The following is a 16,697-nucleotide window of genomic DNA, read 5'->3' as shown; positions in this document are numbered from 1 at the left end:
TTTGAGAACGATTCGGGTGGGTATCCCCGGGTTCACAGGACTTTCCTAAGTAAGCCTGACACCATTCGGGAGATCGATCGGGATCATGGAAGGTGTCGACCCGGTGCACGCGGTACCGGTCTGGTAGCGGAAGGTGATCCGAATGGTTCTACTCCAGGAGCCGGCCACACAGTCAGCACTGGAGTCCGGCCCCGTACAGGCCGGCCGTTCCCTCACGCTGCGGGATCGATTCAAGCTGCCGATGACCTACAGCTACGGCGCTCTGCTCATCGCGGTGACCGTGCTGGTGTCCGTGCTCAGCGATACGCAGCAGACCCGCGTCATCCAGCATGCGAGCACCAATCTGCACAACCTGCTGGCCGGCCGATTCGGCACCCTCTTCTCGAGCGCGTTCGTGATCGGCGACGGCACCGCGGGCGCTCTGCTCATCCCGCTACTGGTCTGTCTGCTCATTCTGGCGGAATGGCGCTTCGGGGCGCTGTCGCTGCTGCGCATCTTCCTCGCCGGTCATATCGGCGCCACGCTCGTCGTCGCCGGCGGCCTGTGGGTAGCGGTGAGCGTGAAATGGCTGCCGACGAGTATTTCCCTCGCCGAGGACGTCGGGGTCAGCTACGGCGCGATGGCGGTCATCGGATCGCTGATCGTGGTCCTGCCCGCCAAGTGGCGACCCACATGGGCGATCTCGCTGGGCGCGGTCGCCGTCGCGGGCGTCATCATGGGCCATACCTTCACCAACGTCGGGCATCTGATCGCCCTGACGATCGGCCTGCTGACCGGGTGGTTGCTGCTGCGCAGCGGTCATGTCCACGCACACCGGCTCAACCGGTTCGAGATGGGTCTGCTCGTGGTCGCGGCCGTACTCGGGTACATCCTGCTCGTCGGCTGATCGCCCCGCGCGCAAGCGGTCTCGGCGAGGGCCTAAACTCGACCGGTGCGCCTTGTGATTGCTCGTTGCCAGGTCGATTACGTGGGTCGGCTCACCGCACATCTCCCGATGGCCCGTCGGCTGCTGATGATGAAAGCGGACGGTTCGGTGCTGGTGCATTCCGACGGCGGTTCCTACAAACCGCTGAACTGGATGAGCCCGCCGTGCTGGCTGGAGGAGCGTGAGACCGATGTCGAGACGATGCCCGACGGCTCTCTGCTGTGGGTGGTGACCAACAAAGCCGGTGAGGAGCTGCGGATCACCGTCGAGGACATCGAACACGACTCCGCGCACGAGCTGGGCGTGGATCCCGGGCTCGTGAAAGACGGCGTGGAAGCGCATCTGCAGGAGCTGCTCGCCGAGCACATCGGCACGCTGGGTGACGGTTATACGCTGATCCGGCGCGAATACATGACGGCGATCGGCCCCGTGGACATCCTGTGTCGTGACGCCGACGGCGCCACCGTGGCGGTCGAGATCAAACGCCGCGGCGAGATCGACGGGGTGGAGCAGCTCACCCGGTATCTGGAACTGCTCAACCGGGATCCGCTGCTGGCACCGGTCACCGGTGTCTTCGCCGCACAACAGATCAAACCGCAGGCGCGGACCCTGGCCACCGATCGCGGGATCCGCTGCGTCACACTTGATTACGATGCCCTGCGCGGCACCGACAGTACCGAATTCCGGTTGTTCTGAGGGCGCTCGTGGCACGCCGGAAACCTCGTCCGAAATCGTCGCGGCTCCCCCGGGATCCGCGACCGATCGGTGACGTCTTCGGGCGCACCGAGGACGGGCCCGGCGGCGCGGAAATCTTTGTGGTGCGCACGATTCCGGGTTCGCGTGCGGTGAAGACCTATCGGTGCCCCGGCTGCGATCACGAGATCCCGCCGGGCACAGCGCATATCGTGGCCTGGCCCGCCGAGGGCGGCGAAAACGACCGCCGGCATTGGCATTCCGGCTGCTGGCGCGGGCGGCACACCCGCACGATCACGCGGCGTTGGTCGTAACCCGGGGGCCGGGTGCGGGGATAGAGAAGGCCGCCCCCGCGGTGCGGGAGCGGCCTCGAAACGGGTGGTGAATGTTGTCGCCCTGAGGGGGTGGCGCGTGTTGTCAGCTCGAGACTTCGGCGCTTTCGCGCTCTTCGTCGACGGACTCTTCGTTTTCCGCCTTGACCTCGGGGATGGCCTTCTGCCGGCCGGCTCCGGACTGCTTACCGGACAGCGAACGCTGCTCCGGTGCACCGTCGAGCAGTTCGCTCTCGCGGTTGACCGCGGCCAGCATGGCCGGGACCGAATCGAGCTGGCCGCGAATACCCAACAGCTGGGCCAGAACTCGGCCGCGCAGCACGCGCATTTCCTCGGCCAGTTCCTTGGCGTGCGCGATCTTGCGATCGGCGGACTGGGTGGCGGAGGTGACCAGGCGGTTGGCCTCGTCGGTGGCCTCCTTGATGCGCTGGGCGGCGTCGGAGCGGCTGGATGCCTCCAGCTCCTCCATGGCCTTGGTCAGCTTGGTCCGCTTCTCGGCCATCGTGGCCTCGAAGTCCTGCTGGGCGGCCTTGCGCTTGGCCTCGGCCTCCTTGGTGATGCGGGTGGCATCGGCCTGGGCGGCCTCGACGATCTTGGCCGATTCGGCGCGCGCGTTCGACAGCGTCTGCTCGAATTCGACCTCGAGCGCCTCGCGCTTCTCCTTGGTCTCGGCCAGCAGGGATTCGTACTTGCCACGCATCTCGGTGGCCTGCTGCTCCGCGATGGAGATCATCTCGGCGGCCTCGGCCTGCGCCTGCGCGCGGACCTCGGACGCCTCGTCGGATGCCAATCGCAGCATCCGGGAGATTCGGTCGCTCATGCCTTCCGCGGTGGTGGGCGGAACCGACAGGCGATCTACTTCCTTGCGAAGCTCATCGATCTCGTCGCGGGCGTCCTCCAGCTGGGCGGCCAGGTTACGGGCCTGAGCGGCGGCGGCATCGCGATCTGTTGCGGTGACCCTCAGCTCGGCATCGAAACGGTCGAAGTAATTGCGTACTTCGTCACGGTCGTAGCCTTTACGTACTACCGTGAAAGGCAACGCGACGAAGCGATTGCGATCGGGCTCAGTGGACGACATGCCCCACAAACTACAGCCTGTCGACCCACCATGGTGAGTCGACTGCGAATGTCGTTATGAACAGTTTCCGTGGCCGTATTGCGGTACTAGTGAGTAGGATTCGCGGCCGGTTCGACTAGTTCGACGAGCACACCGCCAGCATCCTTGGGGTGGATGAAATTGATCCGCGAGTTCGCGGTACCGGCGCGGGGGGCGTCGTACAGCAAACGGACGCCGCGGCCTCGCAGGAAGGTAGCTACCGCGTCGATATCGGTCACGCGGTAGGCCAGTTGCTGCAATCCGGGGCCGTTGCGGCCGATGAACTTGGCGATGGTGGACTCCTCGTTCAGCGGCGCCAGCAACTGCAGAGCAGTGGCGTCGTCGCCGGAACCGGGCAGCGACAGCATCGCCTCGTGCACACCCTGGGCCTCGTTGACCTCGCGATGGGTTTCGACCATGCCGAGATTGTCCGAATACCACGCCACGGCGGTATCGAGATCGGGCACGGCGATGCCGACGTGGTCGACGGCGATGACGTAATCGGCGGGAATGAACGCGGACGTATCGGTAGTGCTCACTCTACGAAGGTAGCGCGCACCTACCTGGAGCTGCCGCGACGGGACGGGTTACCGTTGAGTACGAGAGCGGCCCGTCGTCGAGTACGAGGGCGGCCCGCCACCGAGTGCGTGAGCGGCTCGCCGCTGCGTCCCTGAATGCGAGAAGCGAGGTTCATCGTGGCCACCACCTCTGTGATTGTTTCCGGCGCCCGTACTCCGGTCGGTCGGTTGCTCGGTGGGTTGTCCGGGTTCTCCGGTTCGGATCTGGGTGGTTTCGCGATCAAGGCGGCGCTCGAGCGTGGTGGGGTGGCGCCCGAGCAGGTCGATTACGTGATCATGGGTCAGGTGCTGACCGCTGGCGCTGGTCAGATTCCGGCGCGTCAGGCCGCGGTCGCGGGTGGTATTCCGATGGATGTGCCGGCGTTGACGCTGAACAAGGTGTGTTTGTCGGGTATCAATGCGATCGCGTTGGCGGATCAGCTGATTCGCGCCGGTGAGTACGAGATCGTGGTGGCCGGTGGTCAGGAGTCGATGAGCCGGGCCCCGCACATGCTGGAGAAGTCGCGGGAGGGCTTCAAATACGGCGATGTCACGTTGCGTGACCACATGGCCTACGACGGGCTGCACGACATCTTCACCGATCAGGCGATGGGTGCGCTGACCGAGTCCCGCAACGCCGGTGACGGGATCGGGCGCGCCGAGCAAGACGCGTTCGCCGCCGCCTCGCATCAGAAGGCCGCCGCGGCGTGGAAGAACGGTGTGTTCACCGACGAGGTCGTGCCGGTGTCGGTGCCGCAGCGCAAGGGCGACCCGATCGTGGTGAGCGAGGACGAGGGCGTGCGCGCGGATACGACGGTGGAGTCGCTGGGCAAGCTGCGTCCCGCGTTCGCCAAGGACGGCACGATCACCGCGGGGTCGGCGTCGCAGATTTCCGATGGTGCGGCCGCGGTGGTCGTGATGAGCAAGGCGAAGGCTCAGGAGCTGGGGTTGAGCTGGATCGCGGAGATCGGGGCCGCGGGTGTGGTGGCCGGTCCGGATTCCACGCTGCAGGACCAGCCCGCGAACGCGATCGCGAAAGCCTGCGCGAAGGAAGGTATCTCGCCGGCGGATCTGGATCTGGTGGAGATCAACGAGGCGTTCGCGGCGGTCGGGATCGCCTCGACCCGCAAGCTGGGGATCGATCCGGAGAAGGTCAACGTCAACGGTGGTGCGATCGCGATCGGTCACCCGCTGGGTATGTCGGGCGCGCGGATCGTGCTGCACCTGGCGCTGGAGTTGCAGCGCCGCGGTGGCGGTGTGGGTGCGGCCGCGCTGTGTGGTGGCGGCGGCCAGGGCGACGCCCTCATCGTCCGCGTCTGACCTCGGTTCGCGCTGTGGCATGACCCACACCTACTACGACGCTGCGTAGTCGTTGGGCACAATGGTGGCCATGGGCGAATTCTTCGACGTGAGCACCGTGGCCAAGCGGGTGCGTCTGTTCGGACTGCTGGAAGCGCCGTCGTGGGCGCTGTTGCTGCTCGGTTCGGTGCTCAAGCGGCTGCCCGAACCCATCACCTGGCCGGTGATGGTGTTCGGCATGCTGCACGGCATCATCTTCCTGCTGTACGCGGTGAGCCTGCTGCTGGCCTGGCGCGAATACGAATGGCCCGGCAAGACGATCCTGCTGGGTCTGGTGTCGACGGTGGTGCCGTTCACCTCGGTCTGGTTCGAGCGCTGGGCGATTCGGACCGGACAATTGGGAGAGCTGAGCCCGGCCGCGACCCCGGCGCCCGCCGCGTCGTGACAAACTGGATGTCGTGACTCGACCTGCTGCACGTCGTCCCTCGCCCGCCGCTGCCGCCGCCATGTCCGGCGCGGTGGATCTGTCCGCTCTGAAACAGCCGTCCGCCACGGACGTTCCGGGCGATCACGCCGTCACCGAGGCCGATTTCGAGACCAAGGTGCTGCGACGATCGCTCGAGGTGCCGGTTGTCGTCGTCCTGTATTCGCAGCGCAGCCCGGGAAGTGTCGAACTGGTCAAGCTGTTCGAGCGGCTGGTCGGCAGCGCCGGGGGCAGCTGGGAGCTGGCCACCATCGAGGCCGAGCCGAATATGCGGATCGCGCAGGCCTTCGGAGTGCAGGGCATTCCGACCGTGATCGCGGTGGCCGCCGGGCAGCCGCTGGCCGATTTCCAGGGCTCGCAGCCCGAGGAACAGGTCAAGCAGTGGCTTGCCGCGGTCGTCGACGCGGTGCGGGGCAAACTTCCCGGCGCCGGTGACGATCAGGGCCAGGCGCCCGCACCGGAGGATCCGCGGTTCGTGGCCGCCGAGGAGGCGCTCGATCGCGGTGACATCGCCGGGGCCGAGGCCGCCTACGAGGCGATCCTCGCCGCCGAACCGGGCAATGAGGAGGCCAAGGCGGCGCTGCGGCAGGTCCGATTCTTCGGCCGTGCCCGCGAACTGCCGGCCGACGCGATCGCGGTGGCCGACGCCGATCCGGGCAATATCGACGCCGCCTTCACCGCCGCCGATGCGGAACTGTTCAATCAGCAGCCCGATGCCGCCTTCGATCGGCTGATCGGGTTGATCAAGCGGACCGCGGGCGACGACCGCAATCGCGTGCGGACCCGGCTGGTCGAGCTGTTCGAGCTGTTCGACACCGCCGATCCGGTCGTGGTAGCGGCCCGGCGCAAGCTGGCGACGGCACTGTACTGAGCCGCGCCCGGTCGTCGCGGTGATCGACCGATCGGCCGCGACGACCGATAATCGGCGCAGGCGCCGGCGGAATCCGCCGTCGGCGTGGGGACGGGAGGCCGGTGTGAAGACAACGACGCGTGGTCTGATCGGCGCCGCATGCGCCGCGGCAATGCTGCTGCCGGCGAGCAGCGCCGCGGCCCACGATGCGGCCACCCGACTGATCTTCACCCGCACCGAACCCGACCGTTCGCCTCGCACCGTCACGTTGACCTGCGATCCGATCGGCGGCTCACATCCCGAGGCCTCCGCGGCCTGCGCGTATCTGGCCGATGCCGAACTGACGCTCCCGGATTCGGATTCCGGAGTCCGCTGCTTCCGGTACTACCCGGTGGAGTTGCGCGCGCACGGCACGGTTCGCGGCACTCCGGTGTCGATCGAGCACACCTATGGGTGCGTGGTCCCGGACCTGCCGGCGCCTTGGAAGTTCTGAGCCCGGATGGCCGTGCGAACCGAGCATCCGATCGTCACCGCGGTCCTCGACCGGCACCGCGACCACCTGGGCGACGATCTGACGACATACCGCAACCACGTGCTGCGCTGCCTCAACTACCACCGGGCGCTGCTCGATACCCCGCTGCCCGATGCGGCGGTGCTCGCGTGGGCCGTGCACGACCTCGGCATCTGGACCGCCGGGACCTTCGACTATCTGGCGCCCTCCGCCGCACTGGCCGAGGAGTGCGCGGCCGAGTTCGGAATCTCCGACCTCGAGGCGGTCCGGCGGATGGTGCTCGACCATCACCGGGTACGCGCGGTGGAGGATCCGATCACCGAGACCTTCCGGATCGCGGACCGTATCGACGTCAGCGGCGGCCTCCTGCGCGGCGGTGTGCCCCGGGCCGAGGTACGTGCCGTCGTCGCCGCGCTGCCGTATCACGGCTTTCATCGGTTTCTGGCCCACAGCGCCGCGCGGTGGGCGCTGCGTCATCCGTTGCGGCCGTTGCCGATGCTGCGGTGGTGATCAGGCGTCAGCCAGACGGCGCTGTTGGGTGCGATGGTGACCTCCGCCGAGTAGGGCCGGCCGTGCGAGGGACAGGCCGACGCCGATACCGCGCCGAGGTTTCCGGTGCCGCTGCCGCCGTAGGGGGTGGCGTCGGTGTTGAGGATTTCGTGCCAGGTGCCGGGAACGGGCAGTCCGATGCGGTAGTCGCGGTGTTCGATACCGGAGAAGTTGAAGACGCAGGCCACGACCGAGCCATCGGTGCCGTAGCGCAGGAAGGCGAGCACGTTGTGGACGTGGTCGTCGGCCTCGATCCAGGCGTAACCGCCGGGCGCGGTGTCCTGCGTCCACAGCGCGGGGTGGGCGCGGTAGGCGGCGTTGAGATCGGCGACGAGGACGCGGATACCGTCGTGCAGCGGGTTGGCGAGTTCGTCCCAGTCCAGCCCGCGGTCGTGTGACCACTCCCGGAACTGGCCGAACTCCTGGCCCATGAACAGCAGTTGTTTACCCGGATGTGCCCACATGTAGGCCAGGACCGCGCGGACGCCGCAGGCTTTGGCGTAGTCGTCGCCGGGCATGCGGGTCCACAGCGTGCCCTTGCCGTGCACCACCTCGTCGTGGCTGATCGGCAGCAGATAGTTCTCACTCCACGCGTAGACCGCCGAGAACGTGATCTCGTTGTGGTGCCAGCTGCGATGCACCTGATCGCGCCCGAGGTAGCCGAGCGTGTCGTGCATCCAGCCCATATTCCATTTCAGGGTGAAGCCCAGCCCGCCGACCTCCGTGGACCGGGTGACTCCCGGCCAGGTGGTGGATTCCTCGGCGATGGTCACCACGCCGGGATGATCGGCGTGGACGGCGGCGTTCAGTTCGCGCAGGAAGGCGACGGCCTCCAGATTCTCCCGTCCGCCGTGCACATTCGGCTCCCAGCCGCCGGGCGGACGCGAATAGTCCAGGTACAGCATCGAGGCGACGGCGTCGACGCGCAGCCCGTCGATATGGAACTCCTCGAGCCAGAACCGCGCGTTCGCGACCAGGAAGTTGCGCACCTCGTTGCGGCCGTAGTCGAAAATGTAGGTGCCCCACTCCAATTGCTCGCCGCGACGAGGATCGGGATGTTCGTAGAGGGCGGTGCCGTCGAAGCGGGCCAGGGCCCATTCGTCGCGTGGGAAGTGGCCGGGCACCCAGTCGAGGACGACGCCGATGCCGTGGGCATGCAGGTGATCGACGAACGCGCGGAAATCGTCGGGGGAGCCGAAGCGGGCGGTCGGCGCGTAGTAGGAGGTGACCTGGTACCCCCAGGAGCCGCCGAACGGGTGTTCCGCGACGGGCAGCAGTTCCACGTGGGTGAAACCTTGGGCCCGAACGTATTCCGCGAGCTGTTCGGCGGCGCTGCGATAGTCGAGCCCGGGCCGCCACGAGCCGAGATGAACCTCGTAGATGCTCATCGGCTCGCGAGTGGGGTCGCGCCGGGCGCGGGCGGCGCACCAGTCCTGATCCGACCACCGGTGAGTGGTGTCGGTGACGACCGATGCCGTCGCGGGCGGGGTTTCGGCGGCGAAGGCCAGGGGATCGGCGTGGTCGACGGTCCGCCCGTCGGCGCCGTGGACGCGATATTTGTATCGCGTGCCCGCCGCGACGCCGGGGACGAACACCTCCCACACCCCGGACGATCCGAGCCGGCGCATCGGCGTACTCGTTCCACTCCAGCTGTCGAAATCGCCGAAGACGGTGACACCGCGCGCATTCGGCGCCCATACCGCGAACGACGTGCCGGTGACCTCGCCGTCGAGGGTGGTGTAGCGGCGCGGATGGGCGCCGAGTACCTCCCAGAGCCGTCGATGCCGCCCCTCGCCGAGCAGGTGCAGATCGAGTTCGCCGACCGTAGGCAGGAAGCGGTATCCGTCGGCGGTGAGGACGGTCCGGCTGCCCGGATACGCCACGACCAGCCGGTAGTCCCACAGATCCGGAAATCCGACCACGCCCTCGAAGACGCCGTGGCCGATGTGGTGCAGCGGATGATCGTCGCCGCCGATGCGGGCCGACACCGAATCGGCGTGGGGCCGAAGGGTTCTGATCACCGTTCCGTCGGGATGCGGATGCGCGCCGAGGACCGTGTGCGGGTCGGTGTGGGTGCCGGCGGCCAGCAGCATCAGATCACGCCGATTCATCGGCGCGGCCGCCGGGCGGTGGTCCGGCGTGCGGTCACCGGAATGTCCTGCGGTAGGCCAATTCGGTGCGAGCGGCCGCGGAAATCGCTGGGAGTGCGAGGATGTGGGCGGGTGCTCGCACCGGATCCAGCCGCACGTAATTGGTTTGCGCCCAGTGGTATTCCTCGCCGCTGATCTCGTCGTGGACCGTCGGGCGATCGTGCCATTCCCGCCCGATGGCCGGCATATCGAGCGAGATCATGCCGTCCTCGGCGCCGAACGGATTGAGGTTGACCACGACCAGCACCGCGTCCCCGGAGCTCGGATCGACCTTCGAATACGCCAGCAGCGCCTCGTTGTCGACGTGGTGAAAGGTGATGCAGCGCACCTGTTGTAGTGCCGGATGTGCCCGGCGAATCTCGTTCAGCCGGGTGATGAGCGGTTCCAGCGATTCACCGCGCGCCGCGGCCTCGGCGAATCGTCGCGGGCGCAGCTGGTATTTCTCCGAATCGAGATATTCCTCGCTGCCGGGGCGCACCGCCCGATGTTCGAAAAGTTCGAAACCGGAGTACATTCCCCAGCTCGGACCCAGCGTGGCAGCGAGCACGGCGCGCACGGCGAACATGCCCGGACCGCCGTGCTGCAGGCTCTCGTGCAGGATATCGGGAGTGTTGACGAACAGATTGGGCCGGGCCTCGTCGGCCTTGGCGGCGAGTTCGCGACCGAATTCGGCCAGTTCGTAGGCGCCGGTGCGCCAGGTGAAATACGTATAGGACTGGGAGAATCCGCGCCGGGCCAGGCCGTAGAGGCGGGCCGGGCGGGTGAATGCCTCGGACAGGAAGATCACGTCGGGATCGGTCCGGCGCACCTGCGCGATCAGCCATTCCCAGAAGTCGGCCGGTTTGGTGTGTGGATTGTCGACCCGGAAAATCGTGACGCCCAGCGCGATCCAGTGCCGCACGACACCCAGGACCGCGGCATACAACCCATCCGGATCGTTGTCGAAATCCAGCGGGTAGATGTCCTGATACTTCTTCGGCGGATTCTCCGCGAACGCGATGGTGCCGTCGGGCAAAGTGGTGAACCATTCCGGATGGCTGCGCACCCACGGATGGTCGGGCGCGCACTGCAGCGCCAGATCCAGTGCCACTTCCAGGCCGAGTTCACCTGCGGCACGGACGAATTCGGCGAAATCCGCCTCGGTCCCCAGCAGTGGATGGACCGCGTCGTGGCCGCCCTCGGCCGATCCGATCGCCCACGGGGAGCCGAAATCGTCGGGCCCGCATGTCAGAGAGTTGTTGGGGCCCTTGCGATTCACGGTGCCGATCGGGTGGATCGGCGGCAGGTAGACGACGTCGAAACCCATGGCCGCGATGCGTGGCAGTTCCTTCGTCGCGGTGGCGAAGGTACCGTGCACCGGATTGCCGTCGGCGTCCCAGCCGCCGGTGGAGCGGGGGAAGAATTCGTACCACGAGCCGACCAGCGCGCGCCGCCGCTCGACCAGCACCGTGTGGGCCGGACCGCGGGTCACCAGGTCGCGCAGTGGCGTCTCGCGCAGGATCTCGGCCACCTCGGCGCTGAAGGCGGGCGCCACCCGCGCCGGCAGTTGCGCATCGCTGCGCAGCGCGGCCGCGGCGGCGCGCAGTTTCTCCCACTGGCGTTTCGGGACCGCCTGTGCCGCCCGTTCGAACAGCCGGGCGCCGATCTCGAGATCGTTGGCCAGATCCGCGGCGCTCTGGCCGACGGCGAGTTTCGCCTCGACCGCGGCCCGCCATCCGGTGATCGGATCGCCCCAGCCTTCCACGCGAAAGGTCCACAGCCCCGGCGTATTCGGGGTGAACACCGCATTGAAGACATCGGGTTCGAACTCGGGCGCCATCCGGATCCGCTGGGTGCGGCCGCCGCCCGGTCCGCGCACGGCCAGGGTGGCCGCCACCGCGTCGTGACCCTCGCGCCACACCACGGCCCGCACCGGGACCACCTCGCCGACGACGGCCTTGGCCGAATATCCGCCCGCGACGGCCGGGGCGGTGTCATCGATGGCGATGCGACCGGTCACGGCACCAACCGTACCGGTGTTCGAGGGCGACCACGAACACGCGCGACGCGGGCCTGCGCGATTGCGGGCCGGACAGGCCCGTGGCAGACTTTCCGGGGCGTTGGTTCCGTTTCTGGTGGACGCCGGTGCGGTGCGAACGGCCGGCACGATCGAATTCGCCGGGAGAGCCGAGAGAAAGGGAATCTCGCATGACAGCAGTGCAGGGGCAGACCGTGGAGATCACGACACCCGACGGTGTCGCCGACGCGTACGTCACCCATCCCGCGACGGGCGGGAGGTATCCCGGTGTGCTGCTGTACATGGACGCGTTCGGCCTACGTCCGAGTCTGCGCGCACTGGCCGACGATTTCGCCGCGGCCGGATACACCGTGCTGGTCCCCAACGTCTTCTACCGGCACGGCCGGGCGCCGCTGCTCGAGCTGCCCGATTTCATCGACCCGCAGCAGCGTCCGGACCTGTTCGCCACGATCGTCCCGATGCTGCGGGAGCTCACCCCGGATCTCGTGGTCCGCGATGCCGGCGCCTATCTGGACTGGCTCACCGCGTTCGAGCACACGGCCGACGGACCGATCGCCACGGCCGGCTATTGCATGGGCGGCCGGTTGGCGGTGTACACGGCCGGCGCGTTCGGTGACCGGATCGCGGCCGCGGCCGGGTTCCACACCGGCGGATTGGTGGTCGACGGCCCCGACAGCCCGCATCTGGCCGTCGAGAAGGCCACGGCCGAGATGTATTTCGGCCATGCCGACCAGGACCGCTCGCTGACGCCGGAACAGATCGAGACGTTCGACAAGGCTCTCGCCGCGGCCGGAGTGCGTTACCGCACCGAGGTCTACCCCGGCGCACACCACGGTTACACCCAGACCGACACCGCGGCCTACGACCGCGAAGCCGACGAGCGGCACCGGCGCGAACTGCTGGCCCTGCTCGATCGGACGCTGCGGGGATGACACCTTTCGCAGCAGGTCAGCGCGCTGGCTCGGCCTTGGCGTGCGGCGGACGGGCCGGTGCCGCCGTGTAGGGTCTACCCGGTGAAGGCATTGCGTCGTTTCACCGTCCGTGCCCATCTGCCGCAGCGGCTGGCCGCCCTCGGTGAGCTGGCCGCCAATCTGCGGTGGTCATGGCACGGGCCCACTCAGGATGTGTTCGCGCAGCTGGATCCCGAGTTGTGGGTGCGGGTCGGGCGCGATCCGGTGCGGATGCTCGGTGAGGTGGACGCGGACCGGCTCGACGAGTGGGCCGCGGATCCCGATTATCAGGCGGCCGTCGACGCCGCGCAGGCCGACCTGCGGGACTATCTGACCAGACCCCGCTGGTTCGCCGAACATATCGCCGCGGAGCCGGAAACCCCGGCGCCGCGCGGTATCGCCTATTTCTCCATGGAATTCGGTGTGACCGAGGTGCTGCCGAATTATTCGGGCGGCCTGGGGATTCTGGCCGGCGACCATCTCAAGGCGGCCTCGGATCTGGGATTGCCGCTGATCGGCGTCGGCCTGCTGTATCGATCCGGCTACTTCCGGCAGTCGCTCACCGCCGACGGCTGGCAGGCCGAACGCTATCCCGACCTCGATCCGCAAGGCCTGCCGCTGCGGCTGCTGGCCGAGGAGGGCGCGCCGGTGCTCGTCCACGTGCCCATGCCCGAGGGCCGGGTACTGCGCGCCCGGGTGTGGATCGCTCAGGTGGGACGAATTCCGTTGCTGCTGCTCGATTCCGATATCGGCGACAACGATCCGGAACTGCGCGCGGTGACCGACCGGCTGTACGGCGGCGACCAGGACCACCGCATCAAACAGGAGATTCTGGCCGGAATCGGCGGTGTGCGCGCGGTCCGCGCCTACACTCGGGCTCGCGGCCTGCCGGATCCGGACGTCTGGCATATGAACGAGGGCCACGCGGGATTCCTCGGGATCGAGCGGATCCGCGAATATATGGCGGGCGGAATGGATTTCGACTCCGCGCTGACCGCGGTCCGGGCCGCGACCGTCTTCACCACCCATACTCCGGTGCCCGCGGGCATCGATCGGTTCGCCGCCGGATTGGTCCGCCGTTACTTCGGCGGCGCCCACGGGGAACGGGAATCGCCACTGTTGCCGGGGATTTCGGTGGATCGGATCCTGGCGCTGGGACGTGAGGCCGATCCTTCGGTGTTCAACATGGCCCACCTCGGGTTACGACTCGCCCAGCGCGCCAACGGTGTTTCACGATTGCACGGTGAGGTCAGCCGCGACATGTTCGCGCCGCTGTGGCCCGGATTCGACGCAGCCGAGGTGCCGATCGGCTCGGTGACCAACGGTGTGCACGCCCCGACGTGGGCGGCTCGCGAATGGATCGACATCGCGGCACGAGCGACGGGCCCGGAGGAGGCAGCGAGCGTAACCACGGAGGGACCCGGGAGCGCCGCCGTGGATACAGCACGCGACCTCGTGGGCCCCGAACTCGTCGCCGAGGCACGCAGCGGGGGACAGCTGCGGTCCGTGGATCTGCACGAACTGTGGGAGACCCGGGCGACGCTGCGCGCGGTACTGGTCGCCGAGGTCCGTCGCCGGCTGCGGGAATCGTGGCTCGAACGCGGCGCTGCACCGGCCGAATTGGGTTGGGTGGACGAGGTTTTCGATCCCGGTGTGCTGACCGTCGGCTTCGCCCGACGGGTGCCCACCTACAAGCGGCTGACGCTGATGCTGCGCGATCCCGACCGGCTGCGCGCGCTGTTGCTCGATCCGGAGCGACCGCTGCAACTGGTGGTCGCCGGTAAGAGCCATCCCGCCGACGACGGGGGCAAGGCGCTGATCCAGCAGGTGGTGCGGTTCGCCGACGATCCGGCGGTGCGGCACCGGATCGTGTTCCTGCCCGATTACGACATGTCGATGGCCCGCTACCTGTACTGGGGTTGCGATGTGTGGTTGAACAATCCGCTGCGTCCGCTGGAGGCCTGCGGGACGTCCGGGATGAAGGCCGCACTCAACGGCGGGCTCAACCTCTCCATCCGCGACGGCTGGTGGGACGAGATGTACGACGGCGACAACGGCTGGGCCATCCCGACCGCCGACGGCGTCAGCGACGAACATCGGCGCGACGATCTGGAGGCGGCCGCGCTGTACGAGATGTTGCAGCGCTCGGTGCTCCCGCGGTTCTACGAGCGCGACGAATCCGGCCTGCCGGTGCGCTGGATGGAAATGGTGCGCCACACGCTGCGCACCCTCGGTCCGAAGGTGCTCGCCTCGCGCATGGTCCGCGACTACACCACCGGCTACTACCTCCCGGCCGCCGGGTCCTATGCCGCGGTCGCGGCCGGCGACTTCGCCGGGGCGCGGGCGCTGGCCGAATACCGCCGCCGCCTCGAGGGGGTGTGGTCGCAGGTGAAAGTGCTTCAGGTCGACAGCTCCGGCCTGCCCGATATTCCGGTGATCGGCGCGGAACTGTCGCTGCGGGCCCGCATCGATCTGGCCGGTCTGCCCACCGGCGACGTGGTGGTGCAGGCGGTTCTGGGCCGGGTCGGTTCCGATGACGAGCTGACCGATACGGAGGTCGTCGACATGGAGCACCTCTCGACGGATGCCGGCACCGAGCAGTACGCGGTCACCACGCCGGTGCCACATTCCGGTGCTGTCGGGTATACCGTCCGCGTGCTGCCCACACACCCTCTGCTGGCGGGCCCGGCGGAACTCGGACTGGTCGCCGCGGCGCGACCGTAGACCCTCTGGTCAGCGGCAAGATCGGGGAGCGTGATTTGCCACATGTTCGCCGATCTGAATGGCATCGAACGGTCGGAGACCGATACGGTGCCCTCGGCACAGTCCGATCGGTCCGGGGCGAGGGTGGAGAGCAGCAGATGAGCAGTGTCGACGTCCTGTCGCGGTCCAAGGGACGCCTCGATTCCTACTTCGGAATCGAGCGGCTCGGATCGACCATGAAGCGCGAGCTCATGGCGGGAACCGTCACCTTCCTGGCGATGTCCTATGTGCTCGCGGTCAACCCGGCGGTTCTCGGCGACCACGGTCAGCTCGGATCGCGCGGCATTCCGACCCAGGCGGTGTTCACCGCGACCGCGGTGGCCGCGGTGGTGGGCACGCTGGTGATGGGGGTGTGGGCGCGCTACCCGATCGCGCTCGCGCCCGGGATGGGGTTGAACGCCTTCTTCGCCTATTCGGTCGTGCTGGGAATGGGAATCGACTGGCAGGTGGCGCTGTCGGGCACGCTGCTGTCGGGCATCATCTTCTTCATCCTCGCGGTGACCAAGATCCGCGAGAAGATCATCGACGCGATTCCGCTGCAACTGAAGCTGGCCGTCGGCGCGGGGATCGGCATGTTCGTCGCCTTCCTCGGTCTCAAGAACGCCGGGATCGTGGTCTCCGATCCGGCGACCTTCGTCCACCTGGGTGACTTCACCAAGGGGACCACGCTGCTCGCGCTGTTCGGATTGGTGGTGACGGTCGTCTTCCTGGTGCTCGGCTGGCACGGCGCCGTGCTGTACGGCATCGTCTCCACGACGGTCGTCGGCATCGTCAGCGGGCTGGTGCATCTACCGCATCAGGTGATGGCGCTGCCGCACGGACTGGATCAGACCTTCGGCCAGGCCATCGTGAATCTGCCGCACGCGTTCACCGGCCAGATGGCGATCGTCGTGCTGACCATGCTGTTCGTCGACTTCTTCGACGCCTCGGGCACGCTGATCGGGATCGCCAACCAAGCCGGGCTGCTCGGACCCGACGGGAAACTGCCGCGCGCCGCGCAGGCGCTGGCCGCCGATTCGATCGGCACCGCCGCGGGCGCGATCATCGGCACCTCGACCACCACCGCCTATGTCGAGTCCACGGCCGGCGTCAGCGCGGGCGGGCGAACCGGGCTCACCGCGGTCTCGACCGCAGGCTGGTTCCTGGCCGCGATGTTCTTCTTCCCGATCTTCGCGGTGGTCGCCGATGTCCCCGCGGTGACGGCGCCGGCGCTGATCGTGGTGGGCGTGCTGATGTCGCGGGCGCTCGGTGACATCGATTGGAGCAAGCTCGAATACGCGATCCCGGCGTTCATCACCGTGATCATGATGCCGCTGACCTATTCGATCGCCAACGGGATCGCGATGGGACTGACCTTCTATCCCGTCGTCATGGTCGCGCGGCGGCGCGGGCGTGAGGTGCACCCGGTCATGTGGGTGTTGATGGCGGTCTTCCTCGCGTACTTCTTCTTCCTCGCCGAGTAGGTTTTCGCCGGTCGGGTCGCCTGGCCCGGCGCCGATGAGTTCGGCGCGCATTCCTCGT

The 16,697-nt window shown here is 67.7% G+C and carries 15 protein-coding genes; 11 read left to right on the top strand and 4 right to left on the bottom strand.

Annotated features, from left to right (window positions below; all coding sequences use genetic code 11):
* The first annotated feature begins 142 nt into the window (after positions 1-142).
* The 3 genes from IRT45_RS19400 to IRT45_RS37030 are packed head-to-tail and all read left to right on the top strand — an operon-like array spanning position 143 to position 1,932.
* A complete protein-coding gene (locus tag IRT45_RS19400; protein ID WP_194807256.1) occupies positions 143-886 on the top strand; it encodes a rhomboid-like protein in 744 nt (247 codons plus the stop codon).
* A 45-nt stretch (positions 887-931) separates the two neighbouring features.
* Positions 932-1,621, top strand: coding sequence for an endonuclease NucS (gene nucS / locus IRT45_RS19395; protein WP_194807255.1), 690 nt, complete (start codon positions 932-934; stop codon positions 1,619-1,621).
* Between the two features lie 8 nt (positions 1,622-1,629).
* On the top strand, positions 1,630-1,932 hold the full coding sequence (locus IRT45_RS37030) for an ATP/GTP-binding protein (protein ID WP_375540124.1): 303 nt from the start codon (positions 1,630-1,632) through the stop codon (positions 1,930-1,932).
* Positions 1,933-2,035: 103 nt separating this feature from the next.
* Here IRT45_RS37030 and IRT45_RS19390 read toward each other — a convergent pair whose 3' ends face one another.
* Together IRT45_RS19390 and mce are read right to left on the bottom strand one after the other, a co-directional pair.
* Positions 2,036-3,028: a hypothetical protein gene (locus IRT45_RS19390; protein ID WP_194807254.1), complete on the bottom strand. Its 993-nt coding sequence runs from the start codon at positions 3,026-3,028 to the stop codon at positions 2,036-2,038.
* Positions 3,029-3,114: 86 nt separating this feature from the next.
* Entirely contained in the window at positions 3,115-3,585 is a 471-nt protein-coding gene (gene mce / locus IRT45_RS19385; protein WP_063001320.1) for a methylmalonyl-CoA epimerase, read from the bottom strand.
* A gap of 156 nt (positions 3,586-3,741) precedes the next feature.
* On the opposite strand from mce, the gene IRT45_RS19380 reads away from it, so the two are divergent.
* From IRT45_RS19380 to IRT45_RS19360, 5 genes are all read left to right on the top strand, one after another.
* On the top strand, positions 3,742-4,923 hold the full coding sequence (locus IRT45_RS19380) for an acetyl-CoA C-acetyltransferase (protein WP_223273639.1): 1,182 nt from the start codon (positions 3,742-3,744) through the stop codon (positions 4,921-4,923).
* 70 nt (positions 4,924-4,993) lie between these two features.
* Complete coding sequence (locus IRT45_RS19375) at positions 4,994-5,347, top strand: DUF3817 domain-containing protein (protein ID WP_036498619.1); 354 nt, start codon at positions 4,994-4,996, stop codon at positions 5,345-5,347.
* Between the two features lie 61 nt (positions 5,348-5,408).
* Positions 5,409-6,257: a tetratricopeptide repeat protein gene (locus IRT45_RS19370; RefSeq protein WP_194807270.1), complete on the top strand. Its 849-nt coding sequence runs from the start codon at positions 5,409-5,411 to the stop codon at positions 6,255-6,257.
* A gap of 103 nt (positions 6,258-6,360) precedes the next feature.
* Entirely contained in the window at positions 6,361-6,729 is a 369-nt protein-coding gene (locus tag IRT45_RS19365) for an SSI family serine proteinase inhibitor (protein ID WP_194807253.1), read from the top strand.
* 6 nt (positions 6,730-6,735) lie between these two features.
* Positions 6,736-7,257: a hypothetical protein gene (locus IRT45_RS19360; protein WP_194807252.1), complete on the top strand. Its 522-nt coding sequence runs from the start codon at positions 6,736-6,738 to the stop codon at positions 7,255-7,257.
* On the opposite strand, the gene glgB is transcribed toward IRT45_RS19360, so the two are convergent.
* Both glgB and IRT45_RS19350 read right to left on the bottom strand, forming a co-directional pair.
* On the bottom strand, positions 7,221-9,407 hold the full coding sequence (gene glgB / locus IRT45_RS19355; RefSeq protein WP_194807251.1) for a 1,4-alpha-glucan branching protein GlgB: 2,187 nt from the start codon (positions 9,405-9,407) through the stop codon (positions 7,221-7,223). The genes IRT45_RS19360 and glgB overlap by 37 nt on opposite strands.
* A 34-nt stretch (positions 9,408-9,441) precedes the next feature.
* Entirely contained in the window at positions 9,442-11,445 is a 2,004-nt protein-coding gene (locus IRT45_RS19350; RefSeq protein ID WP_194807250.1) for an alpha-1,4-glucan--maltose-1-phosphate maltosyltransferase, read from the bottom strand.
* 188 nt (positions 11,446-11,633) lie between these two features.
* Here IRT45_RS19350 and IRT45_RS19345 point away from each other — a divergent pair, with 188 nt between their 5' ends.
* The 3 genes from IRT45_RS19345 (at position 11,634) to IRT45_RS19335 (ending at position 16,639) form a co-directional block, all read left to right on the top strand.
* Entirely contained in the window at positions 11,634-12,395 is a 762-nt protein-coding gene (locus IRT45_RS19345) for a dienelactone hydrolase family protein (protein WP_194807249.1), read from the top strand.
* Positions 12,396-12,476: 81 nt separating this feature from the next.
* Positions 12,477-15,137: an alpha-glucan family phosphorylase gene (glgP, locus tag IRT45_RS19340; protein ID WP_194807248.1), complete on the top strand. Its 2,661-nt coding sequence runs from the start codon at positions 12,477-12,479 to the stop codon at positions 15,135-15,137.
* 137 nt (positions 15,138-15,274) lie between these two features.
* On the top strand, positions 15,275-16,639 hold the full coding sequence (locus tag IRT45_RS19335; protein WP_194807247.1) for an NCS2 family permease: 1,365 nt from the start codon (positions 15,275-15,277) through the stop codon (positions 16,637-16,639).
* The last annotated feature ends 58 nt before the right edge of the window (positions 16,640-16,697 follow it).

The sequence above is a fragment of the Nocardia sp. BSTN01 genome, from assembly GCF_015354405.1.
GTDB lineage: Bacteria > Actinomycetota > Actinomycetes > Mycobacteriales > Mycobacteriaceae > Nocardia.
The sequence above is the reverse complement of the archived record's forward strand: the minus strand, read 5'-3'. Positions and strand labels throughout refer to the sequence as shown.

What these genes read in the sequence shown, in the direction of transcription:
- IRT45_RS19400 (WP_194807256.1), top strand. Translation starts at nt 143, where the DNA reads ATGGTTCTACTCCAGGAGCCGGCCACACAGTCAGCACTGGAGTCCGGC.
- IRT45_RS19390 (WP_194807254.1), bottom strand. Translation starts at nt 3,028, where the DNA reads ATGTCGTCCACTGAGCCCGATCGCAATCGCTTCGTCGCGTTGCCTTTC.
- IRT45_RS19375 (WP_036498619.1), top strand. Translation starts at nt 4,994, where the DNA reads ATGGGCGAATTCTTCGACGTGAGCACCGTGGCCAAGCGGGTGCGTCTG.
- IRT45_RS19370 (WP_194807270.1), top strand. Translation starts at nt 5,409, where the DNA reads ATGTCCGGCGCGGTGGATCTGTCCGCTCTGAAACAGCCGTCCGCCACG.
- IRT45_RS19360 (WP_194807252.1), top strand. Translation starts at nt 6,736, where the DNA reads ATGGCCGTGCGAACCGAGCATCCGATCGTCACCGCGGTCCTCGACCGG.
- glgB (WP_194807251.1), bottom strand. Translation starts at nt 9,407, where the DNA reads ATGAATCGGCGTGATCTGATGCTGCTGGCCGCCGGCACCCACACCGAC.
- IRT45_RS19345 (WP_194807249.1), top strand. Translation starts at nt 11,634, where the DNA reads ATGACAGCAGTGCAGGGGCAGACCGTGGAGATCACGACACCCGACGGT.
- IRT45_RS19335 (WP_194807247.1), top strand. Translation starts at nt 15,275, where the DNA reads ATGAGCAGTGTCGACGTCCTGTCGCGGTCCAAGGGACGCCTCGATTCC.